The sequence below is a fragment of the Lysinibacillus pakistanensis genome (assembly GCF_030123245.1).
In the GTDB taxonomy this organism is placed as follows: Bacteria; Bacillota; Bacilli; order Bacillales_A; family Planococcaceae; genus Lysinibacillus; species Lysinibacillus pakistanensis.
In genome coordinates this window covers 4,994,490-5,018,880 of sequence record NZ_CP126101.1, presented here as the reverse complement: position 1 = coordinate 5,018,880, position 24,391 = coordinate 4,994,490, and the positions used below count along the sequence as shown (strand labels likewise).

Genomic DNA, 24,391 nt, shown 5'->3' with positions numbered 1-24,391 from the left:
TTAAAGATAATCGAAAATCAAGGTGTTATTGTGATCAAAGCTAAGTTCTAAAGCTATTCGGCATAGAGGTGAAATATTGTTAAACAAGCTAACTTAACACACTTTTATAAAATTAATGTTCTTTATCTACCGGTCCAGTGAATCGGGGGTATTGCACTATACTAATTTAAAATGTTTACACATTCATTGATACACAAGGGAGGGTTTTTTTAATTGAGGGAACAAATACTTATCGTAGATGATAATGAAGACATTATTTCTTTCTTAAAGCCTGCTCTAGAAGTAGAGGGATATATTGTAGACTATGCTTTAAATGGAAAAGAAGCTTTAGGTAAAATTAAGGGGGAATTTGACATCATATTATTAGATGTTGGACTTCCTGATATAGATGGTTTCACAATTTGTGAAGAGATTAAACAAGTTAACTCCTGTCCGGTTATTTTTTTAACAGCAAAGGGTCTCGAGCATGAAAGAGTTAAGGGTTTCTTGGTAGGAGGAGTTGATTATATAGTCAAACCTTTTTCTTTGAAAGAGCTGATGCTCAGGGTAAAAGTACATATCAAACAATTAGATAGAAAATATGAAAGAACATTCATTAAATCAGGGGAAGTTGAAGTTGATATTTCAGCGAAGAGTATTAAGATAAACGAACAACTAATTGACTTGACTAAAAAAGAATATCAAATCATAGAACTTCTATCTACTCATCCAGGGCAAGTGTTTTCCAAAGAAAAAATCTTCGAATTAATATGGGGATATACTAGCGATAGTGATATTAATACTATCACTGAGCATATCAGAAGAATTCGTTCTAAAATTTCCGCGAATACATCCTTTGATAACTGTTATATAAAAACAGTATGGGGGGTCGGATATAAATGGGAAGATTGAAATACCTAAATAGAAATTTAAAGTTAAAAACGCAGTTTCTTCTGTTTTTCATAATAAGTGCTTTCTTAGCTGCTTTCCTTAGTATCATACTTCTCTTAATTAGTATTTTCTTATTTCATGATCTCAAACAAGTCAACGAAATAAAGGATTATGTTGAATTAAATGCTGAGAATGCTTTGAATCAGAACTATCAAAAAGAACTGAAACGTAGGATACCAGACGACTTTGATTATTGGCTTTTTATAACTGACGATAATATACCTTACACCTCCACGTCTAATTCCATGCCTATTGAACTATCTAATATTATACAAAATCGCCCTACAAAGGAGATTAATATAGTAACAGATGAAAATCATATAATTTCTTATATACCATTACACAGTAAAAATATAGAGGGTGCCTTTATATTAAAGTATAAAAATAAGTTGTTTCTTAATTCGAAATTTATTAATAAGATAATTGATAAAACAAGCTATACAGCTTTTTTTAATCTGTTTATAATTCTCCCGATAATGATACTTTGCACTTTTATCACAGCATTTATCTTTTCTTTATTGTTTGCTAGGGGCATTAATAAGCCTTTAAAAGAATTAATTAATGCCAGTGAAACAATTAAACACGGTAGATTAGATTTTGCAATCAATACCTCTTACAACAATGAAATAGGACAAGTATTAAAATCGTTTGAAGATATGAGAAAAACTCTCCAGGATTCATTAAAAAAACAATGGACGATGGAAGAACAACGTAAAGACATGATTCTCTCTTTAACACATAATATTAAAACACCAGTAACCATTATTAATGGCCACTTAGAATTAATATCTAGTTATGAACAAAGTTTAACAAGTAATCAAAAAAAAGAATCTATGGACATTATAGTTCATAATGCTGATAGAATACGGGTTATGATTAATCAGTTAAACGAGATTTGGGACTTGGAAAGAACCAATTTTTCATTGTTTATTCAAGATGTATCTTTAAGTAAGTTTACAAAGAAAATAAAAGATAACTTTGATCAAATTTGTTCAAAGGAAAATATTTCGTTTAAAATCGTATCATCTATTCATGAAGAAGATACGTTCAGCTTTGATCCTATAAGAATGAATGAAGTATTTGAAAATATTATTTCAAATTCGATTAAATTTACTAATAATGGTGAAATAAAATTTGAAATAAAGAAAGAAGAAGCAGGCATATCTTTTAAAATTTCTGATACTGGAAACGGGTTTAATGAAAAGGAGCTTGAATACATATTCAATAAAGATTATAAAGGTGATGAAGGAGTTAAGTCTATCAATAGTTCGGGGCTAGGTCTCTATATTTGTAAGCTCATTGTAGAAAAACACAATGGAAAGATTAAAGGCTTTAATAATGGTATGGGTGGTGCGAGTATCGAAATTTTCTTGCCACAATCATTAATGCATAAAACTAAAATACAAACTCCATATACCTATAATTAATAGATTAAAATATTTGACGCTTTTTTATTAACAAACACCCCAATATCGATAAAATTAGGGGTGTTTGGCATTATTAGAGGATGGAACTATTAACGATATTGAAAGTACTTAGAAATACTGGCTCCCCGACACTACGGAAACAAAGGTAGGCTCTTTATACAATACTACCTATTCGTTTGTTCCACATCCATAAAGATACACCGAATATTAAAAAGGTAACGAATATAAATATCAACATATTTATAAGTTCGTATGTTCCTCCTATAATAGAGTAAGCAACATCTGGTGTATTAAAAAGAATATTTTGTAAAGGTACGGATATATAAATACCTCCAACCAGTAGTGCTATGCTTCCAAAAAAGGACAGAAATGTTTTTTTAAACAAGATGCTTAATAATGAAATTATAGGGAGAATAGATAGATGTACTATGAATATAATTGAATAGAACTTTAGATTATAAAAGATCGAGTCAAAAAGATATAAATTTTCATTGATATTATAATAACTTGTGTATTTTACATTAGGCATAAATAAGTATCCTATCAGGGAATTAATAAGAAATACAAACAAAAGCATGCTCATATATGTTAGCATTAACGCAATCCATTTTCCAATTAATAGCTTCCATTTTTTGAAAGGTCTGAGTAGGATCATTTTGTACCCGCCAGAGTCAATTTCGGAACTTAAAGATTCGCTAAAAAACAGTGGTAAAATAATGAAAATAAATAACGCATTAAATTCGAGCATTTGTGTTACTGGGTAATTAAGATTATTTAATGAATACTGTACGCCATCAACTGTATAATAGTCGTTACCCCATCGCTGTTGAAAAAAGTAGAAGATTAAAATGGGAAATAAAATAGTTATTGCGTATATAATCTTTGTGCTTTTTTTATAAAACATTCTCCCGAATTCTGATTTAATAATTCTTAGCATAAAACTGTCCTCCATTACTCTAAATAATGTTTATTCGTAAAAGCTAAATATGATAAAGATTTGAAAATTAGAAAAATGATAATCATACTATATAAAAAAACATCTGTAATTCCAGCAGCAAAATATGCTGCTCCTTTTGCTTGGATAAACATAGTGGATATTGAACTATAATTCAGTACTATAGGATCACTATCCGCATAGTTTTTAAATACGATAGGTACGTAAGCAATATAAACAATATTAAGAAATACAAAGCCTAGACTTAGGCCCAAAACACCGGCTATTGATTTACATTTAATTGATAAAAACTCGATAATACTTCCAAAAGTCAAAAGGCTCAAATATGCCAAAATATAGTATTTTATAGAAAACAAAATGACATCTATTACGCTGTATAGCCCTTCTTTAAAAAATAATGGTGAAACATTCGCTTTAGGAAGAAATATTAAAGCAAAAAGTAAAGAGACTATACAATGGATTAAAATTATTAAAAATATATTTAGACACATTACTAATGACTTTGCTATATATAACTTGCTTATTGAAATTCCTCTGGTAAATGTCATTCTTAGATAACCTTTTCTATATTCCTCATGAAAACTCAAAATACAAAAAGTTATGACAATTGCGTTAAAAGCAGTTATAAGCATTTCTTGTAAACTAGTTATGTGAAAGTTAAGACTTGAACTAAATACTATATCTGTCATTTCTGCTGTTTTGTTAGATTGTAAAGCGAATTTCAGTGCTAAAAAATTCACTATAAGTATCGCTATAAAACAGACCACATTTATCTTTTTAAACCAAAACTTTTCAAATTCATATATAAACAATGATTTAAACATTAAAACCATCCTTTGTTTCAGATCTATTAAACTTTCAGGATTTTTCAACTTATTCTTCGATGAAAACGGGAATTATGCCATAAAATCTAAAAAAATCTCTTCTAAATCTTTTTCTTTATCCATTAATAGGCAGTCAGCATCCCCAACCCATTTAATACATCCTTCTTTAATAAATATATATTTATTACAAATCTTTTGAAGCTCATCGAGAAGATGACTAGAGATAAAAAAAGTAATTTCGAATTTTTTTGCAAGACTGAGTATTAATTCACGCAAATCTTTCATACCAACGGGGTCTAGTCCATTAGAAGGTTCGTCTAAAATAACAATGGATGGATTATTAAGTAATGACTGTGCAATACCTAACCTTTGTTTCATTCCTAAAGAATAGTTTTTTACTAAATCATTGCCCCTATCTTTTAGTCCAACAAGTTCTAATACTTCTTCAACTTTATTTAACTGTTCTTTACGATCCATTCCACTATTTAATCTAGCAAGATTTCTGAGATTCTTTCTTCCTGATATATATTCAAAAAACACTGGAACTTCTATTATTGCTCCAACCCCAGACAGTGCCTTTTCTCTATCCTTTTGAACATCAATCCCATTTATTAAAATTTCCCCATCGTTAGGTTTTATTAGTCCGGTAGCCATTTTCATAAGTGTAGTTTTACCGGCCCCATTTGGACCAATAAAGCCGCATATATCTCCTTTCATAATATTAAACGTCATATTTTGAATAACCTTTCGTTTATTTAAAGTCTTACTTACATTTTGAACTTCGATAATGCTTTTCATTTTAATCCCTCTCCTTCAAAAGTTTTTTAGTTTAACTGAGAATGAACATCTCCTTATAACTATAAAAACATACAGATATCAACTTTTTAACAACTATACTCAATATGCAATTCTTTTTTGGGCGGAGCCGATATGACGGCGGTTTGGTATTATTTAGGGAATGGAGGGGGATTTCAGAAAAAAGAAAGTGGTGGGTGAAACGAGATAATCATGCGGAATAGTAATGATGAACCTTTGGAAAATTGAAGTGTATATCCATGAAAAAAATATATTGTGAAACATTTCACTTCAACTAACGGAATGCGTTAGTTGAAGAAAAAACTGTTTGAAGATAAACAAAAAGACTAGGTTCTACTATGGTAGGACCTAACCAATTACTTAAACCCAACCAGCACCCATGTGTTGCCACATACACTCCACACATATGGTATGTGGGAACATAGTCTACACCTAAAATGATCCTAATGTTATGAAAATTTAGGGGGAGTTTGAAATGATTTATGATTCTTATTTTGTTTAACCACTACTGCACAGTACAATGATACTATTCAATAGACTAATGTGATGTTCAACAATCGGGCGCTTTCTCGGAAAACTAGGAAAGTGTCTTTGTCTTTATAGGACATAGTGTTATTGAACGCTGCATTTAATTAGGGGGAGGCATTGTTATGGAAATATACTGGGTAAACGGACAATATCAAGAAGATGAGCGGATTTTTGATTCTCAGTTTGAAGTTTATGAATGGACGGACTCATTATATCAAGATTTCTCAAATGGCTTTTTGAGAAAAGAAAATATCGGTTATGCAACTCCTGATGTAAAGGTAATGGATTGTTTAACGGAACTAATACCACAATGGGCGGAATACACGAATGTACATGTTACAATGCATAGAGATAAGATTGAGGTAGACGGTAAAAAAATGTATAGAATTTGGACTTCATATGGTAGATAAAGTTATTCCACAATCGGGCGCATTTCTCTAATAAGGAATGCGTCTATTTGCATTCAAGGGCCATATTGTTGAATAATACAGGTTAATGAAATTCGGTTAGTGTTTATATTTGAAACCTTTCCCACGATTTACCGTTAAGTATTGTTAGAATGTGCTGCACTGGGAAATTGCTTTTCTACATCAGTTCCGATTTCAGCTAGGATTTGTTCTGCCATTCGCGTGGCGATTAGGGAGCGACAGTCAGTGATACACCGTGGTCGTTGGAGTCAGACTAACGGAAGGGCTCAAGGCACCATAGTTTATCGACCTTCCTCTCCCAGCCGTAGTATTCAATAAAGGAGGAGATGTTTTGAATAAATATCTTAAAATCGCTCTTGGCATTTTAGGTGTCATATTATTAGGAATTGGAATACTTGTAGTTGCCTTTATATTAGAAATGAAACCTGATAAAGATAAAGAAGAAGAAGTAAGAATTCAAGCTGAACAATATTTAGAAGATAATTTTAATGATAACTTCGAGATATATGACACTCTGTATGATAATATGGGGAACTTTGAATTTGAATATGCTGCTAAGGTCAAGGATAAGAAAACGAATACAGAATTTTTAGTTTATTATGATGATGAAACAAAACAAATGGTGGACACTTACATTGCGGATAAATGGGCAGATGACTTAGAAAGTGAAATACGCCCTTTTATTAAAGAGAATTTTGGAGAAACAACTGATTTCTTTGTTTTCTTTACCGATGATAATATCGGGCAAGAATTAGGTATCGACCCTCTTAATTCTAAAAGTTATAAAGAGTTTGATGTTGCACCGATTATTCGTATTACTGTCACTCGTAAAAAGAGTGAAGATGACGAAAAAATCCTAAATGAATTCATAGCTTTTCTAAAAAGCGAAGATAAATTACAACACGGTTCATTTACTATGAGTTATATCGATGAAAAAGGTGTCATTTTAGATGATGAATGGATTAAAGATTTTTAATTAGATAATTTCTTCAATTAATGGGGCGCTTTACTTGAAGATCATTGAGCTGTTTTAGACAGCTCTTTTTTCTTATTGTACTAACGGTGCATTTAGTGAAAGAATAGATTGGAGGAAGAGTAATGACAAAAAATAAATTAAAAGGTTTAGTGTCTTTAGGTTCTGTAATAACTGCAATTGGTTTTATATTGCTATTTTTCAGTGTTGATATTGGATTATCACTTGCTGAATATCGGATAGTTACACAAGGTGGGATGGACACTTCGCAATACCTAATTGTAATTGAAGGTTATACAAATAATTTCTTAGCTGCTGGAAGTATCCTTTTTGGGATTGGTATCTCCACCATCATTTTTGCTTATTACAAGATACTTAATATTAACGAATAGAAGTAATAAATATTGTTTTTCTTATTCAAGTAACGGGTGCTTTAGTTTAACAAGTAAAAAACAGTGAACACTATCTTGATATTCAACAATCGGGCGCGATTATGGAACAACATAGGAAGAAAATAATCAATCTTTTTTATAAAAATCAATCTTAGTATTACAATATAAGACTCCATTTTGATCAATCTTTTTTCAAAATGGAGTCTTTTTATTTATAGAAAAATGCTGGTTTGTGAGATGTTTTTGATCAAACTTTATTATAAAGCTACAGTGATTGTAGACTTGGAAAAAAGTTTGATAATACGTAAAAAAGACTGATAAAAAAACCTTTTGCCTATAAAATATTGGCAAAAGGTTTTTTAGTGTTTATGAGTAGGTTCTTTACAGAATAAAAGTTTTTTTAGATTTGTGATTTTCTTTTATGTTCTAGCCAATAATTAAAATCTCAAATTGTTATTCTATTAAAAGGCCATTTAATTGATTAACACTTCTAAATTAAAAATGGGGTTTTATGTTAATCTTGATTTGAGTTTGTGAAACAATGTACTTAAGCTAACGAAGCATTTAGTTGAATAGCAATTAGGTGTGACTGGAAGAGTTGGTGATGATATAAAAAAACACCGAAGTGTCATATGTATTTTCAAATTAAGCTTATGGACAACTTAGAATTTGTAGGGTTAATCATAATAGTGAAATTCAAAACCGTCTTCTGGTTCGCCAACTTCATATCCCAATAATTTTGTAGCTCTATTCTTAAATATTGTAATCCATTCATTCCATTCTTCTGATGGTAACTTAGCATAGAATTGTAATCCACTTGGTTCAATACTTACTTCTATCAATTTACCATCTGAACCATACCACTGTGGACAGCCGTTTACAAAGTTGTTCCAGTTAGGCATTTCTCTATATAAACGCTCCAACTTATCCCAAACTTCTTGTGGAGCAGAATAATGAATATTCAAATTAATATTGTATATTTCCATATGTTCTCCTTTTAATATATTGTTTTACTGTGGGTCAACTGTGATAAAAACACTTTTTAATCCGTCATCAGTATATAAAAACTCCATTTGTAAACACATATCTGCCAATTTTGAATTTGAAGTTAAAGCATAATCAACAGCAAATCCACTGTTATCATTGAATTCATAGAAGTTGATTTGTGAATATTCGTATTTTGGGTGGAAATTACAGGGAGCGCCATATTCATCAAATGAATCAAATCCATTTAAGTTTAATGTTTCTTGAACATAATAGAATAACTCACTAATATCATCCACTTCAGATTCATCCACATAATTTAAAATGTTTTCATATTCTTTATTGTGCATTATTTTTAATATATTAGTAATAACAGTTAAAGCATATTGTTTATCTTCACTTTTCATAGTGAACCTCCAAATTCTAATTTGTCTTTCTATTCAACTGTATAATATCATACATTTGTGAGAAAATTCACTTAAGTGTAGTGCTTTAGTTCAATAACGATTTTCAACAATCGGGCGCAATTCTTGAAGGTGAATTGTACCTTTTTCCGCAACTGGGCCATATTCTTGCATTTTCTCCTCATACAAAAATTTGATATGATGAACTTGTATCATTGTAAGTATCCTTTCCATTCCTCCTAATCGACTTTTTTGCCAATTAGAAGGTTAGTAGATTTGAAGGGTACGGACAATGATATTTTTTTACGTTTTAAAGGACCCATAACTGCTAGAATTTCCAGTTACATTCTGCTCCTTTTTTATTTTGCACTAAACATTTTATAAAGTGAAATTCCACGTAATTAACCACATATAAATTGACCCGTAGTCATAAATGATAATTGTAAAATAAATATTCTAAAATTTAATCAATAAAATAACAAGATAAATATTGACCGTGAGTCTAAAAAGTATTATAAATAGTTTAGTGGTTATTTCCGAAAAAAGGGTGAAATGTAAGTTGTCTAATACACGTATTCATTTTATGGATTTTTTAAAAGTGTTTCTTTCTTGCACTGTAATCGTCCACCATGCAGGTCAACCTTATGGCGGGTCAAATGGTTTTTGGTATGTACGAGATTTGGGTGTCGATTCTGACTTGGGCGTTTTTTTTGGGATAAACTCTGCCTTTAATATGAGTCTTTATTTTTTTCTTTCTGCTTATTTTATTCCTCTTGCGTATAAACACAAAGGGAATATAGGTTTTTTGAAAGATCGGTTGAAGAGAATTGGTATACCTTTATTGTTTGGATTTATAGTAATAATTCCTTTAATAATGTACTTTTATTATAATGAATTTCGTGGTTACCCTAACCTATCGTTATATGAATACTATAAAAATATTTATCTAGGATTTGGTGAAAAACCATTAAATTGGGCAGGACCATCTTGGCCAGACCTAAATTTTGGCCATCTTTGGTTTATTGAACATCTTCTTATTTATTCACTGATATATCTATTATTAATGAATCTTTTTAAAAATATTAATTTACCAAAAATTTTAATTTACCCAACACATAAACATATTTTTATATTTGTTATTATCGTATCGTTTATCACTTTTTTAGTTCGAACAAGTTATTCGATTGATGAATGGATTGGTGTACTAGGTTTTATCCAAATGGAGTATGCACACTTTCCTCAATATTTAGCATTTGTAGTTTTGGGAATAACAGCTGCTAATAGTAACTGGATTTATCATATCCCTAAAGGTGTCGGTAATTTATGGTTATTTATAGGGGTTTTATTAATTGCTTTAAATGTCATTGGGTTTGTACCACATTCAAGGGGTGGATGGGATAGTAGTTCACTTATTTATGCAATCTATGAGACCTTTTTATGTACAGGACTTTCAATTGGTTTAATTGAATTATTTCAACGTAAATTAAATAGAAAATCAAAATGGATTGAGACACTAGCTAAAAATTCCTTTTGTGTTTACATTATTCATATTCCGGTATTAATTGGAATTCAATATATTTTAATTAGTGTACCTGTTTCAGGCTATATAAAATTCGTATTAGCATCACTATTTGGGATTGTATTTAGCCATTTAATATCGTATTTTATTATTCGAAAATTACCGGTTATTAGTCTACTATTCTCTGGTACAAATCATAGACGTTCTCAAAGTTTAGTCGATAAATTTAATAAGAAGAGTATATATTAGTGCTCTGCTTGTCTCCAATTCTCTCTTTGACAACATTCCTGCGAGTTTTTATAACCCAGGCTATTCTCGCAGGATTACTTTGGAAATCAACAGGATCTTTATGAAGATATTCCTTTAAAGAATACATCAAAACTCATCATAAGTTGTGTAATAAGATCATCTTCGCCTCCACCAAGACACCAGTGGGTTAATACACCAATAAACATTTGAATAGTTAAGTCTGCCAGTGTTTCAGGGGATAATTTTTGTGTAAATTCCCCCGTTTCTTGTCCATGCTTAAAAATTGGAATCAATAAAGCACGAAGATTATTCATATTATCTATGTGATTATTTAAATTATTAGCACTTGAGAGAGTTGCCATTAAAGTTGCTCTTCTTAATGACCTTGTATAGTTTAAATTATGTACGATATTAATTAACGAAGAGAGTAGTTTAGGTACTACTGGACTTGTGATATTCATTAATTTTTCAGCTTCTGAATAGATTGAAATTCTTTCGAAATCCTCTATGACTGCCTCTTTTGTCGGAAAATAATTAAAAAAAGTACCCTTAGAAACTCCAGCTAATTTCACAATATCTTCAACCTTTGTCGACTCATATCCGTTTTCCGAAAATAATTTGAAAGCAGCGTTTGTTATAGCTAATTTAGTTTGTCTTTTCTTTTCTTCCCTTCCCAACTTTATTCACTCCATTTCTTACAATAACGTTATTATTAATTCTACTATAAATAACTGTTTAAAAAGTAATTATTGTTTTAATTATACGTATTAAGAAAAACAGACTGCTATTATTGATATGCTCCCAATTAGGTAGACAGATGAAATAAAAAAATTCATCTGTCTACCTAATTGGGGGCATTTTTGTATGGCCTTTTATAAACATCCCAAAGAATTAATGTTATCTATTGTTCATTTATATCAAGACACTAGCGTCGCATTAAAATAGCTTAGGTTTCAATTTTAGGCTGAATTTTCTGTAATTATATTTCTCCATAAAAAAATCCTTTATAATGGTTAGGCTGTAGTAACCAATCCAAATCCAACATAAGGGACAAACACATGAATGAGCAACAATACTTTGGTTTTTGGTCAAATATATAGCTTTCAAGTAAACTTAATAAATACTAATAGGTGGCTAAGCTTTCTTGTTGTAATTCTATATTGTGAAAATGAACGATTTTTCCCAGTTAGTCGTATTACATATAAATCATTATTGTATGGAGTAGATCTCATGGATGAAAAGGATTTAATTCGAAAGGCGAAAAAAGGAGATACATTGGCTCTTTCGAAACTGCTACAACAGAATTATTCGTTCCTCGTAAAGTATTTAATGAAAGTTACCCTTCATCCACAAATCGCAGAAGATTTAACACAAGAGACGATGATAAAGTGTATTGAAAAAATCCAACTGTATAATGGTGAATCCAAGTTTTCCTCGTGGCTCATCACAATCGCAACGAACCTTTTTATCGATCAACAGCGTAGAAAGAAGCGGGAGAAAAACTGGCTAGAGCAGGAACAAGCGCTCCGAAAAATGAAATGGAATGCAGCCATTATGAATGAAGAATGGACTGATGTACTTGATGTACTTGCTCAAATTAATGAAGAAATACGTATGCCAATCGTGTTAAAGCATTATTACGGATATTCATATGAGGAAATTGGAAAAATGATGGGTATTGCAGAAGGAACAGTAAAATCTCGAGTTTCAAATGGTCTAAAAAGTGTACGAAAGGAGTTGGCTGAACTTGAAGGAGTATGATTCTAAAAATAATAATTCTATGTTGGATGATGAAGATGAATTAACGGTTAAGCAATTAATAGATGGTTTAGAAAAACTGGATCAATGGAATCCAGTATCTACTCCAAACTTACAATGGTTTCAACAAAATGTCGAATTAGAGAAAAAAAGAATACGAAAAAAACAATGGAAAGACCTCCTCATGTTTATCTCTGTTGCAGTATTTGTGCTTTCGGTTGGGATTGCTGTCGTTTATCGTCAGCCAATTCTTTTTCTTTATTTTCAGCTTGTGGGGATTATCTTATTGCCCTTAGCGCTTAAAAAAACTAGAAAGAAGGTCAGTAATGAATGAGCTCAAACGAACTAAGTAACACACCGCTTTGGTTATTGGTCTTGATTGCATTCATTCTGATTTGCCAGGGCTCATGGATGTTTTGGGATGCACGGAAGAGGGGACACAATGCTTGGCTATGGGGCTTTTTAGGCCTTATTACATTTCCAATGTATCTTATTATCTATCTTATTTTTGCAAGAAAAATATTTAAAAGAAAGGTCTCAGGATCAAATTCCTGAGATTTTTTTGTTTATTTTTTCTTGAGTGAACGATTAGAAGAACGTAATCGTATTAAGGGTGAATAAACAATTTGAAGGAGGGAAACAAGAATGAACTGTTTAATAGAGTCTTATAGTAAATAAAACAAATATTGATATTTATAAGAATCTTATACTGAAATCAAGGAGGTTACTTATGACAAAGCAAAAAAGTGTTAAAGGACTATTCATTTATCTCTTGCTTGGAATCATTGCATTCGTTCCCTTATATCTTAAGGCACTATCGACACTATCGACATACCCGGCCCAATTAGAGCAAGCGAGGGAAATGATGGGGATTTCAGGATCACCTGAAATGTTAGCCTTACTTGGCACACTTCCCAATTATATTTTCTTAATCATTGCTCTTGTTATAGGTTTTTTTACTGCTCATAAAGTTGGTTTAAAATCTGTGATTATGCACCCGAATGCTAGAGAAAAGTCAAAGTCAGAGTGGATAAAAGGTATTAAACTAGCTATCATACTCGGTTCGATTGCAGGAGTTGTTATAAGAGGAATCGATTATCTTTTATTCCCACTCATGCCGGAGGGTCTAAAAGAACTAATACATCCTTATAATGCAATAGAATTTTTAGCAGCTTTACTCTACGGAGGGATTGTTGAGGAACTATTAATGCGTTTTGGGTTTATGAGCTTGTTGGTTCTTATTTTTTGGAAACTATTTGATCGAAAATCAGCAAAACCTTCGAACTGGGTCTTTATCCTTGCAATATTTGTTAGCACATTATTATTTGCAATAGGTCACTATAGTGGAACTGCAAGTGTGACAGAAATGACCGCATTTATTTGGTTCCGAATGATCTTATTGAATGGTTTACCCGGCTTCTTCTTTGGCTGGATTTATTGGAAGCACAATCTAGAACTTGCGATGCTTGCACATATGTTTGCTCATATTGCCATGCATTTTCTAATGTTGATTGTCTCCTTTTTTATGTAAAAATATATATGGTGCATATACACTTTGAAAATTTGCTTGTGTAAAATATAACTATATGAGGAGCTAGACAGGAAAGGCGAAGGGTATATGATTGAAAAAAGCAAATGGATATACTGCCCAATTTGTAGTTCAAAAACACGCACTAAAGTATATGCAAATACAATATTAATTAGTTTTCCTCTTTACTGTCCAAAATGTAAACAAGAAAGTTTAGTAAACATAAAAAAATTTAAAATTATCATAGTTAAAGAGCCAGACGCTAAGACGCAGAGCCGATATATTGAGATGTATGTTAACCTCAATTTAAATCCTATATGGTTTTAATACGTTACTTCAAGCAACTGGATTTAATCGAATCATCAATGGATTGCTACCTTCTGATCAAACAGTTGAAAATGGCTATACCGAAAAAGAAATCAGTGATAATAAATTATTTTCTTATCATATTGTCAACGATACGATCATTAATCAGGCTTTGAGTTTAAATGACAATGTCAATGAGGTAAACAGCATCGTCTTCCCTTCAGAAGTACCTGTACTGAAACTAATATCCTCAGACTTTCAAAAACGAGTAAAAGATGGAGATGAGATTCAAAAAAGTCACGTAAAACGACTTGGTGCAAATGCCGAGTCCCAAATGATTGACGGCTCTCATGGATTCTTTCAAACGCATGTCACAGAGATCCATGATGCCACAAGTACTTTCCTTAAAAAAATCGACTAAGGACTTGTTACAAATACAGACTAAAGGGAGCTAGAAATATAATCTCAGCTCCCTTTTTGTTTTAAATACAATTATTCATAATCTCAATATAGAGAATGAAAATGGGGGGTAAATGTTTCCTTAAAGTGAATGAAAACGTTCCTCAAAAATATAGCCCTTCAATGCAAATAGACGCATTCCTTATTAGAGAAATGCACCCGATCGCTGAATATCAATTCTGTGATTTGTCTTTTGCTTGTTAAAGTAAAGCACCTCGTTAATTAAATAGGGATATTTTTCTAGATTGTTTCCAAAATCTCTTTTGCAATTTCATTAAGTTCTTCTGCGAGTTCATTATCTGTAGGTGTTTCAGCCACTCTTGTTAAATACTCTCTAAACTGAACTCTTGACTCTACTGGCAATTTGATAATTAAAAAATGTAGAATAAACCACTTCCAGTTATCATCATCTGAAGATAAAACATCTTGCACATGTGGGGCAATTTCTTCTGGAAAAGTTAAAAGTAATTCTAATACCCTTGGTGTCACTGGCCAATTCATATCTTGAATCCATTCGAGAAGGTTAGGCAGTAAAGGCAATATTTTATCTCTATCCATTTTTTTTATCATTTCTACTCTATCATGATCATGCTTATGTCTTGGCAAAAGATCTTCAAAGTTTTCCATTTGCGTCTCTCCCTTAGATTTTTATACATGGCAATCTATTTATTGTATAGTCTTTATTAAACTAATCTGTACGTTAATTTAAGTGAGAAACTTCACAATCTTACTCTATAATTCAACAATAATATCCAATTTTATTGAAAACGTTCCTCAACAATCTGGTCCTTTCCATGAATAAAGACGCTTTCCTTATTAAAGAAAAGCGCCAGATTGCGGAATAGTGGAAAATACGAAAGAGCTGCAAAATGTCATTTCTAAATTTTTTCTAATGCACCCCATCCTTGATTATAGTAACATCTTTTTTAGTCTCGCTAAAATTCCTTTAAGAAATAAAGCATTTTTTTCAATTCCACGGCGTTTACACCACTTGATACTATTAAAAGCATCTGTAAATCGACAAAAAGGCAATACAATTACCTGTTAAAGGATATCTAAAATAGCCTTTACCCGTTATTTATTTTGGTGCAATTATTTCTTTACCACCCATGTATGGTCTTAAAACTTCAGGAATTACTACGCTTCCATCAGCTTGTTGATAGTTTTCTAGGATAGCGGCAACTGTACGACCAATGGCAAGACCTGAACCGTTTAATGTATGAACATATTCTGGTTTTGCATTTGGCTCACGACGGAAGCGGATATTCGCTCGTCGTGCTTGGAAATCCTCAAAGTTAGAGCAAGAAGAAATTTCACGGTACATGTTTTGTGCTGGAATCCAAACTTCTAAATCATATTTCTTCGCTGCAGTAAATCCTAAATCAGCAGTACACATTTTTAGTTTACGATACGGTAAGCCTAGTAATTGCAGTACTTTTTCAGCATGACTTGTTAACAACTCTAGCTGTTCATATGACTCCTCTGGTTTTACAAAGCGTACTAATTCCACTTTGTTGAATTGATGCTGACGGATTAAACCACGTGTATCACGACCCGCAGAGCCTGCCTCTGAACGGAAGCACGCACTATAAGAAGCAAAGCCTTGTGGTAAAGCCTCAGCCAGTAAAATTTCATCGCGATAGAAGTTTGTTACAGGTACCTCTGCTGTTGGAATCATGAAATAATCTGTTTCCTCTAATTTAAATAAATCTTCCTCAAATTTAGGAAGGTTTCCAGTACCCGTTAAGCTATCGCGATTAACAATGACAGGTGGCAGCATTTCCTCATAACCATGCTCTTCTGCATGTAAATCCATCATAAAAGTCATCAGTGCTCGTTCTAAGCGAGCTCCAAGACCACGGTAGAATAAGAAACGGCTACCTGTTACTTTTGCACCTCGTTCAAAGTCAACAATCTTCAAATCTGTAGCAAGATCCCAGTGTGCTTTAATGTCAAAATGAAATGTTGGAATTTCACCCCAAGTATATTCTTCTACATTGTCTTCTTCTGTTGTCCCTACTGGTACAGATTCGTGTGGAATGTTTGGCAAGCGCATCATCATATCTTTAAAGCGCTCTTCAACATCATTTAGTTGAACATCTAGCTCTTTAATTTCATCGCCTACTTGACGCATACGAGCAATAACTTCATCTGCATTTTCCTTGTTGCGTTTCATAATTGAAATTTGTTCAGATACTTTATTTCGTTCTGCTTTTAATTCTTCTGTTTTAGCAATTAACTCACGACGCTTTGCATCTAAATCCTCAAAGTCATCTAAGTTGCCTAAATCTTCATTACGTGTTAATAGCATTTCTTTAATTTCCGCGAAATTATCGCGTACGCGTTTAATATCTAACATAGTCATACCTCCAGTAGTTTAATGACACTGCATCCATTAAGTCTTGGTGTAATTGCGTTGCAAGCTAAACTCGAATAGCTCCGCTTTGAATCAAAATAAACACAAAAAAGCCCCCATCCCTAAGAAGGGACGAGAGCTACCCGCGTTGCCACCCTAATTGATTAGGCATATACCTAATCCACTTATTTCATAACGGCATTTCAGCCGGCTACAGCCTACTTACATTACTTCGACTGTGCAACTCCAGGACGGATTCACAAGTGCTTCTATCAGCTTCCACCAACCGCTGACTCTCTTAAAAAAACGTGCTTGCTACTACTTCCCATCATCGTGTTCAGTTATTTAAATTTTAACCATACTGTACTATATGAAAACAGATTTCGCAAGTCATACCATAGGATACAAAATATTCTAGAATTCTTGAATCACGTTTAATTCCGGATGAAATGCACAACCCAATAAATGACCATTTCACGCTAAGATAATTTCCCCTCATATTCAGCGAATTTCACCATTTTTACCGACTGTTTTAATATGAGGAGCCCGAAGTCTTCAATGGAAAGGTCAGAATAAAACGATTGAATGTTTTCAATAAAGTTATAATCCATCTAGAATACCCCTTTAAGTCTCTTTCTATTGTTTAGTTTAAGGACAATCCTTCACAATCTCAACTATACTTTAACAGAAAAACCAAATACCTTAATACCTTTCAAGTTACTCCACTATGGTCTGTTGGTAATATAAGGTTAGCCAGATTTTTCTGGTTGACCATTTTCTTATAGGTCTTATTATTACAGTAGTCGGGGTAGAACGTCTGGCCCGTGGGACTTGATCCCGTCCGCAAAACTGTTCACCCCCTACTTGTATAACTGCGCAGTATAGTAGAAAAAGGGGGAATTGTTAGCAATGTAGAATATAAGGATTAATACAGAGCCAACTATTTTACCCTGGCATCGAGACGGGGGATGGTATTATCAGAAAAAAGTTCGCTCAAGGATACTACGATTTCATCACGTTGTGTCTCTTACATGAAGCGAAAGGAGTGGATATACACATGAAAGAACCATCTGAATTGCTTATTGAAATGCTTGGCCATCCGTATAATCCCAGAAATATTCAAGCTTTGCTGCAATCATTCGGTGTCAAGCGAATGCCAACCCCGAACAGCTATTTCAAAGACGATATTATCTGGTCTGTGAAAACATCAATACGCATCGATATTTATCGCGCACCCAAAATAAATGATCTGACTGGACTCAAATATACAGATCAAGATGAATGGATCATTGGCGCCATACATTTTCTTGCGCCCGGGTCGGATGACAGAATTAAAGCTCCGTTTTCCGGAAAGCTTCCCAAGGGAATCACGATGAGCTCAACACCAGATCAGTTAATAAAGGCATATGGTCAACCTGAAATGGATGAAGAATGTAAGTGGCCTGGATTTTCCGGTCGAATTTTGGCATGGCGAAAGCCGGGAATAAATATCGCAATTGAATATGCGGACAGTGAAATTGATAGTGTGATGAGAAGCTACACGGTCTGTCTAATTGGCTGCATAGGCGCATGGCGAAACGATAATCCAGAGGTCTTTGCTCCCTGATTACAGGTCAACATCGCCGAAGCTGCGTATGGTAGTTAGCCCTCTCTTAAATGAATGGTATTACTTATTGAACTCCCAATAAAGAACATAATCATCTTTCATTTTCTGTGGTGAAGTGCTGATTTTTACGCTTCATGGATGGCTAATGGGGGCTTTTGTGCAACAAGGGTTTCAAAAATAATCAAACTTTTTTATAAAGAATTTAATCTACCACATTAAATAAGAGCATGTTTTGATTGATCTTTTTTCAATCCATGCTCTTTAAACTTTTTCTCAGGTTGGGTTAATTTAACCAAACTTTATTTTAAAGCTACAGTGGAATTCCATGTTGAAGAAAAGCACCCATTAGCAACCCATTATAACGAAGAATTACTTCATTTCGTTTCATATTTACTTATTACTTTGGCTGTTAGTATGACCGTGCTTGCTAAATACTCTTATAATTAATTGCCCTAAAATATAAATAATTGAAACAAATATAATGGCAGCATCTCTGCCAAAGGGTTTAAACCAACCTCCATCATCAACTATAAAAAAATAGCCAGATATCAAAGAAATAATGGTCATAATAAAATTCAAGCCAAAGAACAAAGGAAGTTTAATGTTTCTCGATGATATACCTACAACAATTATGAACACTAAAAATACCGGAAACAAAAAATCAGCGTGTTGCCTAGCAAGATGACTATTATATTCGTAGAAATGAAATAAGAAAGGAACTGGAAATAAAGATAAAATACCTATAATCAACCTCTTCAATTTATATATCCCCCATATTAAAGTTAAGGTAAAACCACCTTATGGTGTAATTTTACACTATAAGGTGGTTTTTTAATATATTGTAAGGTATGTGTAGACAAAAGTTGCTTAATATTTTATTGAGTTAAAGGGCGATTTAGTAACAAGAAAGGCTTTTGAATGACGTTCAGTTTTGTATCGGAATCTGATTATTTGCATCTATATTCTTTAAGTATTTATTTATCATAATAAGGGGAAAATACCTACAAAATTCACATTAGAGGTGGCGATAATTCTTGAGAAAGTTAGTCATACCAGTCATGGTGATTTTTGGATTATTTTTCCCGATGCAATTGCTGTTAGTAAAGGCGAGTATTCAACCACAATTAGAAAAAGAGGATGTTTCATTTATTCAAGTAAACCGTTTAAACGGGGAAACTCGTTTGTTTAAGGAAAATGATGGATATGAGGAAGTGATTATCGGTAAGGTTGTTAACTGGATAAACACATCAAGTCCTTCCGAAGGAGCAATTGAGTTAGAGTTAAATAAAACTTCCATTATCTCGATATTGAAAATAAAAATGAAAAACGGAGATGTTGCAGTTATTGAACCAGCTTATAATTGTGTATCCCTAAACCAATTGAAGACATGCACAATTGCAGATGGTGAGGTTATATATACAAGTAATAATAAAAAGGTTCGATTGAAATCAGTAGAACTTTATGATTGGCTCTTAGTTGGCTGGAAATATGAAAGTGTTGGGGCACCAAAAGAAGAGTTGCTTGAAGAAACTTTATATACCAGATATTTTTCCTATCTTGATGAAACTTACTCAGATTTTATCATGTGTCCCAAAATAGATAAAGTTGAAAGAATAGATGGCGATACAAGGAGACATATTGTTCATGCAAGTGCGTTAAACTATAGTGCACATCATGGTGACACTCCCTTTGATAGAATCCATATCACGTTGACTGATACTCCAGAAAATGGTGTTAAAATTAATAAAGTTACAATACAAAAGGGTATTTCTGAAAAAGAAAGCGCTATACAATGTAGGCGAGAGAGCTAAAGGGTTAGTTAAACTAACAGGTGCTTTAGTCGAATAACTGCCAACTAAATTGTAGCAGGCTCTTATATTTTTAAAACAAAATCAAACAACTTTATGATTGATTTTTAAATAGAATAATTATGAAGGTGATTAGATAATAAATTTTCATAAGGAGATTAGACTATGAAAAAAAACAAATTACTAAGAATGGACAATGTCAGCATCGTTGTAGAATCCCTTGATGACGCAATCTCTTTCTTCGAGGAGATTGGCTTGAATCTCGAAGGGCGAGCCACTGTCGAAGGTGAATGGGCTGGTCGCGTAACGGGATTGGGTTCTCAGTGCGTAGAAATTGCTATGATGGTTACCCCAGATGGCCACAGCAGACTTGAACTTTCTCGATTTCTCACCCCATCTACTATTTCAGATCACCGAAATGCTCCTGTAAACGCACTCGGTTATCTACGCGTCATGTTCACCGTTGAAGACATTGATGAAATGGTATCCAGACTCACTAAGCATGGTGCTCAGCTCGTTGGCGAAGTGGTTCAGTATGAGGACTCGTATCGGCTCTGCTACATTCGTGGAATCGAAGGACTTCTAATCGGTTTGGCGGAACAACTCAGCCAAAATTGAGGAAAATTCAAAAGGGCCCAATTATGAAGGACACAGGTGGAAAATGATCGAATTTTTATATAAAACCGATATTAATATCTACTTAGAAGAATCTATTTTGATCAGTCTTTTTTTCAAAATGGATTCTTTTTATTTATCGTAAAATACTTTGTTTTTGAGAAAGCCCCTTATACCACCTTTAAGTATTAGTTTTTTCCAAATATTAATTTTCAAGGATTTTACTTATCGTTAAAGCTCATTGAGTAGATGGTACTTTCGTGGTTTTGGAATCTGTAGATAAAAAAATATAGTTGTTTAAATGTTGTATAGTTCCATAATATTCTAAAACAATTAATTGAAAATGAGAATCATTTTCAATATAATGAAATACAATACGTATTTAAAGGAGAAGGATAATGGATAAGTACATAAAAAAATCCGTAATGATAATGTTGTTAATAAGTCTACTGCTGGTAATGGCGGCTTGTGGTAGCAAAAATGAGGATACATCTCAAGAACAAGAAGGTACAAAAGATGACAAGGAATCTACAATGACTGAAACAACACGTATTGTAACAGACTCGGTTGGGCGTAAAGTAGAAATACCAATGGACCCACAACGTGTAATTGTGGATTGGGATTTAGGCCACGTATTAGCTGTAGGTGTTGTACCAGTTGCTTCAACAACAAAGGTCATTGATTATGGAGAATTTTTAAAGGATTACTATCAAGGACAGGACATTGTAGATCTTGGAAATGAAGATCTGTATATTTAGAAACTGCTGCTAGTCTAAAACCAGATTTAATTATTACATTTGCTGAAAAAAATATAGAGCAATATAAAAAAATTGCACCGACTATTGTGTTCAGTACGGCTAGCTACGACAATGTGGAAGCAGAAATTATAGCAATTGGCGAAATGTTAAATCACCAAGAGGATGCGAAGAAGTTTATAGTAGATTACACGGCACGTGCAAAGGTAGCTGAAGAAAAAATCAAAGCCGTAATCCCAGAAGGCATAACATTCTCACTCTTTACGTTAGCAGAGAAAGAAATTGCGGTGATTCCAAGTGGTAATTCAGGCGGTGAAGCAATGTATGATTTATTAAAGCTTAAAGCACCGACATCTATTCAAAAGCTAATTGAAGATAGCAACGGAGATTGGCAGAAGCAACGTATTTCATGGGAAATTGTAGGTGACTATGTAGGTGATTATGTAGGTGTTTTAGATTATGGTCAAGAATATGAAACGACTTTTACATGGGAAAACTTGGATGTCGTAAAAAATAACAAAGTGATTACATTTGATGGGAAGTACTTCTTCTCAGCAGATCCAATCTCTGTTATCAATCAAGCAGAGCACATGGCAGAACAAATTATTAAATTAGTACAAAAATAATAAAGTGAAACTTCAATCAGTGGGGGTTTTCCATTCTCCACTGATTGGTAGTCTTCACTAATCAGTCTTATACGACCAGATGATCTTTACCTATCCTTATCGTTTTCTCAAGTCTTAGATGGGCGTCTTATACTTGCCTCTTCGCTTTTGTCATGTAGTAAGGAGGGAACAGTTATGAATTATAAGACCCCACATTCTGTTATGAGAAAAAAACAAGTCAGGCAGAAGAAGATTGAGATGTAAATGATTCTGTCAGGCTCCCTTCAGATTTACACTAGAATTCGGAATCGGAATCTTGTCATCAAATTGCATGAGAAGCCCCAATTATGATTACAGACCTTAAAGGGAGGCCAGCATGTCCAATACTTTTGAAGGCTCCAGTCTCCGTTTATAGTCAGCTTCGATATAGGCTAGGCGAATGATGTTCGCGCGATCAATGACAAAAGTTGTTGGAAGTGGAAGCGTCCAAGAGGAATCGCCATTATAATCGTCAAGTGAAATACCAAGGGACTGGTAAACGTTGCGTATCGATTCGGAAAGCTCGAATACGATGTTGTATCGAGATGCAACTTTGTTACCAGTATCGCTTAAAACTGGAAAGGTGATACTGTTATTCGTTTGCATAGTCGTTGAATAGTCTGGGGATTGCGGACTTATCGCAAGTATCCGAGCTCCTGATGCTTCAAATAGTTCTGATGCTTGCTGATAAGCGCGTAGAGTAATATTGCAAAACGGACACCAAACTCCCCGATAGAACAGCAGGATAACAGGGCCGTGTGCCGTATAATCAAACAAGGTAACATTTGTACCGTTCTGATCTTTCAGCGAAAAATCGGGCGCTTTTGTTCCAACCTTCAGGCCAGTGGCGAGACCTGATGCTCTCAATTGAATGATTGATTGTTCAAACATCGTTACCGTTTCTGGAGTGAGCATTTTTTCCATCTGTTTAGTGGCGTTATCCAATTCAAAGTGTAAGGGTGAAAGAGGTGAATTTTTCATCGAGATCTCTCCATTTCGTCATATTATTTAACTCTTCTCAATAATACGGGGTGGACGAAATGAAAAGATGTAATTTAGGTTACAAGTTTCTATTATTTGAGCAAACTTTGCCCTGACGCGAGAATGGTACGGCAAATGGCCACTGTACGGAATCCTGTACGGATTATACTGGTCTCCGAAAGTTCCTTTAGAGCCACGGACACGGCTTCTCTTGAAGCTCCAACCAAGTGAGCAATCTCCTGATGGGAAATAAGCATGTCGATTCGACAGTAATCGTTACCTTCATCCCAAACTCCGAACCGATCAGAAAGTTCCACCAGAACATGAATGATTTTATCATGCAATTTTCCAATGGCTAGATTTTGGACGAGGCTGCTCATGTATGATAACCGTTCACTCATGGCTTTAATCATATTCATCATGAATCGTGGGCATCGAATGAGGTAGCTCTCGAACCGCTCTTTGTCCATTACACAAATGTCACTTTCTTCGATCGTTTCAATAAATAGTTCCCGTGTACCCAATGAAATATCACCTATCTCACCAAAGATGTTCCCCTCGCTCAAAATATCCAAAGTGAATTGCTTGCCCTCATTATTTAGTTGATAAAGACGTACTTTTCCCTTCTTCACAAAGTACAGCTCTTCAGTGAACGTTTCAGGTGTTTGAATGAACGTATGTTTTGGAAAAGTTGTGATCGAAGTCAATTCGTCCATTGTGATCAAATCTTCCATGGAAAGTGAACGCAGCAGGTTAAACTGAGACAAATATTGAATGCGATCCATCAATCGTTCCCCCCTTTTATATTGCTATATTTGGATTTTATCTTTTGGTAGCAGCTTTTCGAGCAGAGGCTCACATCTCGTATCACATATATTCATAATACAACTTCTTATAAAGGAACTCATATGACAATATCAAATCAGGAGTAGACCCTGAATTCTGTTGCACGATAATAAAGATGACTTTTCCACGAAAAACAACTTTTTGAGGATAAATCAGGCTCACTTGCTAAACGCAGTAGTGGTCCTTTTTTGTTTCTATTGAAATGATATGCGAGGGAGTGTTCAAGTACCTACAGCTGAATGGTGGGTTATAAACGTGAAGCAAAGAAATATAATGTTTCAAAGCAACACAAGTTACGAA

General features: G+C 33.6%; 29 protein-coding genes, 1 pseudogene and 1 other annotated feature. Of the genes and pseudogenes, 16 read left to right on the top strand and 14 right to left on the bottom strand.

The genetic code is table 11. The features are described 5' to 3' along the window. Positions 1–213: 213 nt before the first annotated feature. Positions 214–891 carry a response regulator transcription factor gene (locus QNH24_RS24995; protein WP_283870044.1) on the top strand — a complete coding sequence of 226 codons (678 nt, stop codon included), beginning with the start codon at positions 214–216 and terminating at the stop codon, positions 889–891. Next, entirely contained in the window at positions 879–2,357 is a 1,479-nt protein-coding gene (locus QNH24_RS24990; RefSeq protein WP_283870043.1) for a HAMP domain-containing sensor histidine kinase, read from the top strand. The genes QNH24_RS24995 and QNH24_RS24990 overlap by 13 nt, the downstream gene beginning before the upstream one ends. Before the next feature lie 154 nt (positions 2,358–2,511). On the opposite strand, the gene QNH24_RS26370 is transcribed toward QNH24_RS24990, so the two are convergent. The 3 genes from QNH24_RS26370 to QNH24_RS24980 form a co-directional block, all read right to left on the bottom strand. Next, on the bottom strand, positions 2,512–3,294 hold the full coding sequence (locus tag QNH24_RS26370) for an ABC transporter permease (RefSeq protein ID WP_353051138.1): 783 nt from the start codon (positions 3,292–3,294) through the stop codon (positions 2,512–2,514). Between the two features lie 14 nt (positions 3,295–3,308). After that, positions 3,309–4,136 (bottom strand): ABC transporter permease, encoded by an 828-nt coding sequence (locus QNH24_RS24985; protein WP_283870042.1) that lies wholly within the window; start codon positions 4,134–4,136, stop codon positions 3,309–3,311. A 72-nt stretch (positions 4,137–4,208) separates the two neighbouring features. Further along, a complete protein-coding gene (locus QNH24_RS24980; RefSeq protein ID WP_283870041.1) occupies positions 4,209–4,934 on the bottom strand; it encodes an ABC transporter ATP-binding protein in 726 nt (241 codons plus the stop codon). Positions 4,935–5,602: 668 nt separating this feature from the next. On the opposite strand from QNH24_RS24980, the gene QNH24_RS24975 reads away from it, so the two are divergent. The 3 genes from QNH24_RS24975 to QNH24_RS24965 all read left to right on the top strand — a co-directional run bounded on the left by QNH24_RS24975 (position 5,603) and on the right by QNH24_RS24965 (position 7,273). Next, on the top strand, positions 5,603–5,890 hold the full coding sequence (locus QNH24_RS24975) for a hypothetical protein (protein ID WP_283870040.1): 288 nt from the start codon (positions 5,603–5,605) through the stop codon (positions 5,888–5,890). A 349-nt stretch (positions 5,891–6,239) separates the two neighbouring features. Then, the gene (locus tag QNH24_RS24970) at positions 6,240–6,884 is read left to right on the top strand and encodes a hypothetical protein (RefSeq protein ID WP_283870039.1); all 645 of its coding nucleotides are present in this window, start codon (positions 6,240–6,242) and stop codon (positions 6,882–6,884) included. A 122-nt stretch (positions 6,885–7,006) separates the two neighbouring features. Beyond that, positions 7,007–7,273: a hypothetical protein gene (locus QNH24_RS24965; RefSeq protein WP_142509674.1), complete on the top strand. Its 267-nt coding sequence runs from the start codon at positions 7,007–7,009 to the stop codon at positions 7,271–7,273. 677 nt (positions 7,274–7,950) lie between these two features. On the opposite strand, the gene QNH24_RS24960 is transcribed toward QNH24_RS24965, so the two are convergent. From QNH24_RS24960 to QNH24_RS24950, 3 genes are all read right to left on the bottom strand, one after another. After that, the gene (locus QNH24_RS24960; protein ID WP_283870038.1) at positions 7,951–8,259 is read right to left on the bottom strand and encodes a hypothetical protein; all 309 of its coding nucleotides are present in this window, start codon (positions 8,257–8,259) and stop codon (positions 7,951–7,953) included. 24 nt (positions 8,260–8,283) lie between these two features. Then, positions 8,284–8,664, bottom strand: coding sequence for a DUF7668 domain-containing protein (locus tag QNH24_RS24955; RefSeq protein WP_283870037.1), 381 nt, complete (start codon positions 8,662–8,664; stop codon positions 8,284–8,286). A gap of 90 nt (positions 8,665–8,754) precedes the next feature. After that, positions 8,755–8,895 (bottom strand): hypothetical protein, encoded by a 141-nt coding sequence (locus tag QNH24_RS24950; protein ID WP_283870036.1) that lies wholly within the window; start codon positions 8,893–8,895, stop codon positions 8,755–8,757. A gap of 325 nt (positions 8,896–9,220) precedes the next feature. Here QNH24_RS24950 and QNH24_RS24945 point away from each other — a divergent pair, with 325 nt between their 5' ends. Next, positions 9,221–10,429, top strand: coding sequence for an acyltransferase family protein (locus QNH24_RS24945; RefSeq protein ID WP_283870035.1), 1,209 nt, complete (start codon positions 9,221–9,223; stop codon positions 10,427–10,429). A 98-nt stretch (positions 10,430–10,527) separates the two neighbouring features. Here the strand turns inward: QNH24_RS24945 and QNH24_RS24940 are convergent, their stop codons facing one another. Next, a complete protein-coding gene (locus tag QNH24_RS24940; RefSeq protein ID WP_283870034.1) occupies positions 10,528–11,106 on the bottom strand; it encodes a TetR/AcrR family transcriptional regulator in 579 nt (192 codons plus the stop codon). A 553-nt stretch (positions 11,107–11,659) separates the two neighbouring features. Here QNH24_RS24940 and sigY point away from each other — a divergent pair. The 5 genes from sigY to QNH24_RS24910 all read left to right on the top strand — a co-directional run bounded on the left by sigY (position 11,660) and on the right by QNH24_RS24910 (position 14,442). After that, a complete protein-coding gene (gene sigY / locus QNH24_RS24935; protein ID WP_283870033.1) occupies positions 11,660–12,190 on the top strand; it encodes an RNA polymerase sigma factor SigY in 531 nt (176 codons plus the stop codon). Beyond that, positions 12,177–12,521, top strand: coding sequence for a YxlC family protein (locus tag QNH24_RS24930; RefSeq protein WP_283870032.1), 345 nt, complete (start codon positions 12,177–12,179; stop codon positions 12,519–12,521). The genes sigY and QNH24_RS24930 overlap by 14 nt, the downstream gene beginning before the upstream one ends. Positions 12,522–12,917: 396 nt before the next feature. Next, entirely contained in the window at positions 12,918–13,718 is an 801-nt protein-coding gene (locus QNH24_RS24920; RefSeq protein ID WP_283870031.1) for a CPBP family intramembrane glutamic endopeptidase, read from the top strand. An 87-nt stretch (positions 13,719–13,805) separates the two neighbouring features. Continuing rightward, a complete protein-coding gene (locus QNH24_RS24915; RefSeq protein WP_430674543.1) occupies positions 13,806–14,042 on the top strand; it encodes a cysteine-rich KTR domain-containing protein in 237 nt (78 codons plus the stop codon). A gap of 43 nt (positions 14,043–14,085) precedes the next feature. After that, positions 14,086–14,442: a hypothetical protein gene (locus QNH24_RS24910; protein ID WP_283870030.1), complete on the top strand. Its 357-nt coding sequence runs from the start codon at positions 14,086–14,088 to the stop codon at positions 14,440–14,442. 278 nt (positions 14,443–14,720) lie between these two features. Here QNH24_RS24910 and QNH24_RS24905 read toward each other — a convergent pair whose 3' ends face one another. The 4 genes and pseudogenes from QNH24_RS24905 to QNH24_RS24895 form a co-directional block, all read right to left on the bottom strand. Beyond that, the gene (locus tag QNH24_RS24905) at positions 14,721–15,107 is read right to left on the bottom strand and encodes a DUF5071 domain-containing protein (protein WP_283870029.1); all 387 of its coding nucleotides are present in this window, start codon (positions 15,105–15,107) and stop codon (positions 14,721–14,723) included. 282 nt (positions 15,108–15,389) lie between these two features. Next, positions 15,390–15,515, bottom strand: a pseudogene (locus QNH24_RS26365) (aminoglycoside phosphotransferase family protein); the annotation flags it as partial. Positions 15,516–15,558: 43 nt separating this feature from the next. Beyond that, a complete protein-coding gene (gene serS / locus QNH24_RS24900) occupies positions 15,559–16,839 on the bottom strand; it encodes a serine--tRNA ligase (RefSeq protein WP_283870028.1) in 1,281 nt (426 codons plus the stop codon). A gap of 122 nt (positions 16,840–16,961) precedes the next feature. Continuing rightward, positions 16,962–17,177, bottom strand: a binding site (T-box leader). A gap of 138 nt (positions 17,178–17,315) precedes the next feature. Next, entirely contained in the window at positions 17,316–17,447 is a 132-nt protein-coding gene (locus tag QNH24_RS24895; protein WP_283870027.1) for a hypothetical protein, read from the bottom strand. A gap of 446 nt (positions 17,448–17,893) precedes the next feature. On the opposite strand from QNH24_RS24895, the gene QNH24_RS24890 reads away from it, so the two are divergent. Further along, positions 17,894–18,442, top strand: a complete 549-nt coding sequence (locus tag QNH24_RS24890; protein WP_283870026.1) for a hypothetical protein — start codon at positions 17,894–17,896, stop codon at positions 18,440–18,442. Positions 18,443–18,832: 390 nt separating this feature from the next. On the opposite strand, the gene QNH24_RS24885 is transcribed toward QNH24_RS24890, so the two are convergent. Then, a complete protein-coding gene (locus QNH24_RS24885) occupies positions 18,833–19,201 on the bottom strand; it encodes a hypothetical protein (RefSeq protein WP_283870025.1) in 369 nt (122 codons plus the stop codon). Positions 19,202–19,476: 275 nt separating this feature from the next. Here QNH24_RS24885 and QNH24_RS24880 point away from each other — a divergent pair, with 275 nt between their 5' ends. From QNH24_RS24880 to QNH24_RS24865, 4 genes are all read left to right on the top strand, one after another. Continuing rightward, positions 19,477–20,253, top strand: coding sequence for a hypothetical protein (locus tag QNH24_RS24880; protein WP_283870024.1), 777 nt, complete (start codon positions 19,477–19,479; stop codon positions 20,251–20,253). A 162-nt stretch (positions 20,254–20,415) separates the two neighbouring features. Continuing rightward, positions 20,416–20,868: a VOC family protein gene (locus QNH24_RS24875; RefSeq protein WP_283870023.1), complete on the top strand. Its 453-nt coding sequence runs from the start codon at positions 20,416–20,418 to the stop codon at positions 20,866–20,868. A gap of 395 nt (positions 20,869–21,263) precedes the next feature. Next, the gene (locus tag QNH24_RS24870; protein WP_283870022.1) at positions 21,264–21,623 is read left to right on the top strand and encodes an ABC transporter substrate-binding protein; all 360 of its coding nucleotides are present in this window, start codon (positions 21,264–21,266) and stop codon (positions 21,621–21,623) included. A 29-nt stretch (positions 21,624–21,652) separates the two neighbouring features. Beyond that, on the top strand, positions 21,653–22,246 hold the full coding sequence (locus QNH24_RS24865) for an ABC transporter substrate-binding protein (protein WP_347342983.1): 594 nt from the start codon (positions 21,653–21,655) through the stop codon (positions 22,244–22,246). 339 nt (positions 22,247–22,585) lie between these two features. Here the strand turns inward: QNH24_RS24865 and QNH24_RS24860 are convergent, their stop codons facing one another. After that, positions 22,586–23,245: a peroxiredoxin-like family protein gene (locus QNH24_RS24860; RefSeq protein WP_283870021.1), complete on the bottom strand. Its 660-nt coding sequence runs from the start codon at positions 23,243–23,245 to the stop codon at positions 22,586–22,588. 92 nt (positions 23,246–23,337) lie between these two features. Next, positions 23,338–24,030 carry a Crp/Fnr family transcriptional regulator gene (locus QNH24_RS24855; protein ID WP_283870020.1) on the bottom strand — a complete coding sequence of 231 codons (693 nt, stop codon included), beginning with the start codon at positions 24,028–24,030 and terminating at the stop codon, positions 23,338–23,340. Positions 24,031–24,391 lie beyond the last annotated feature (361 nt).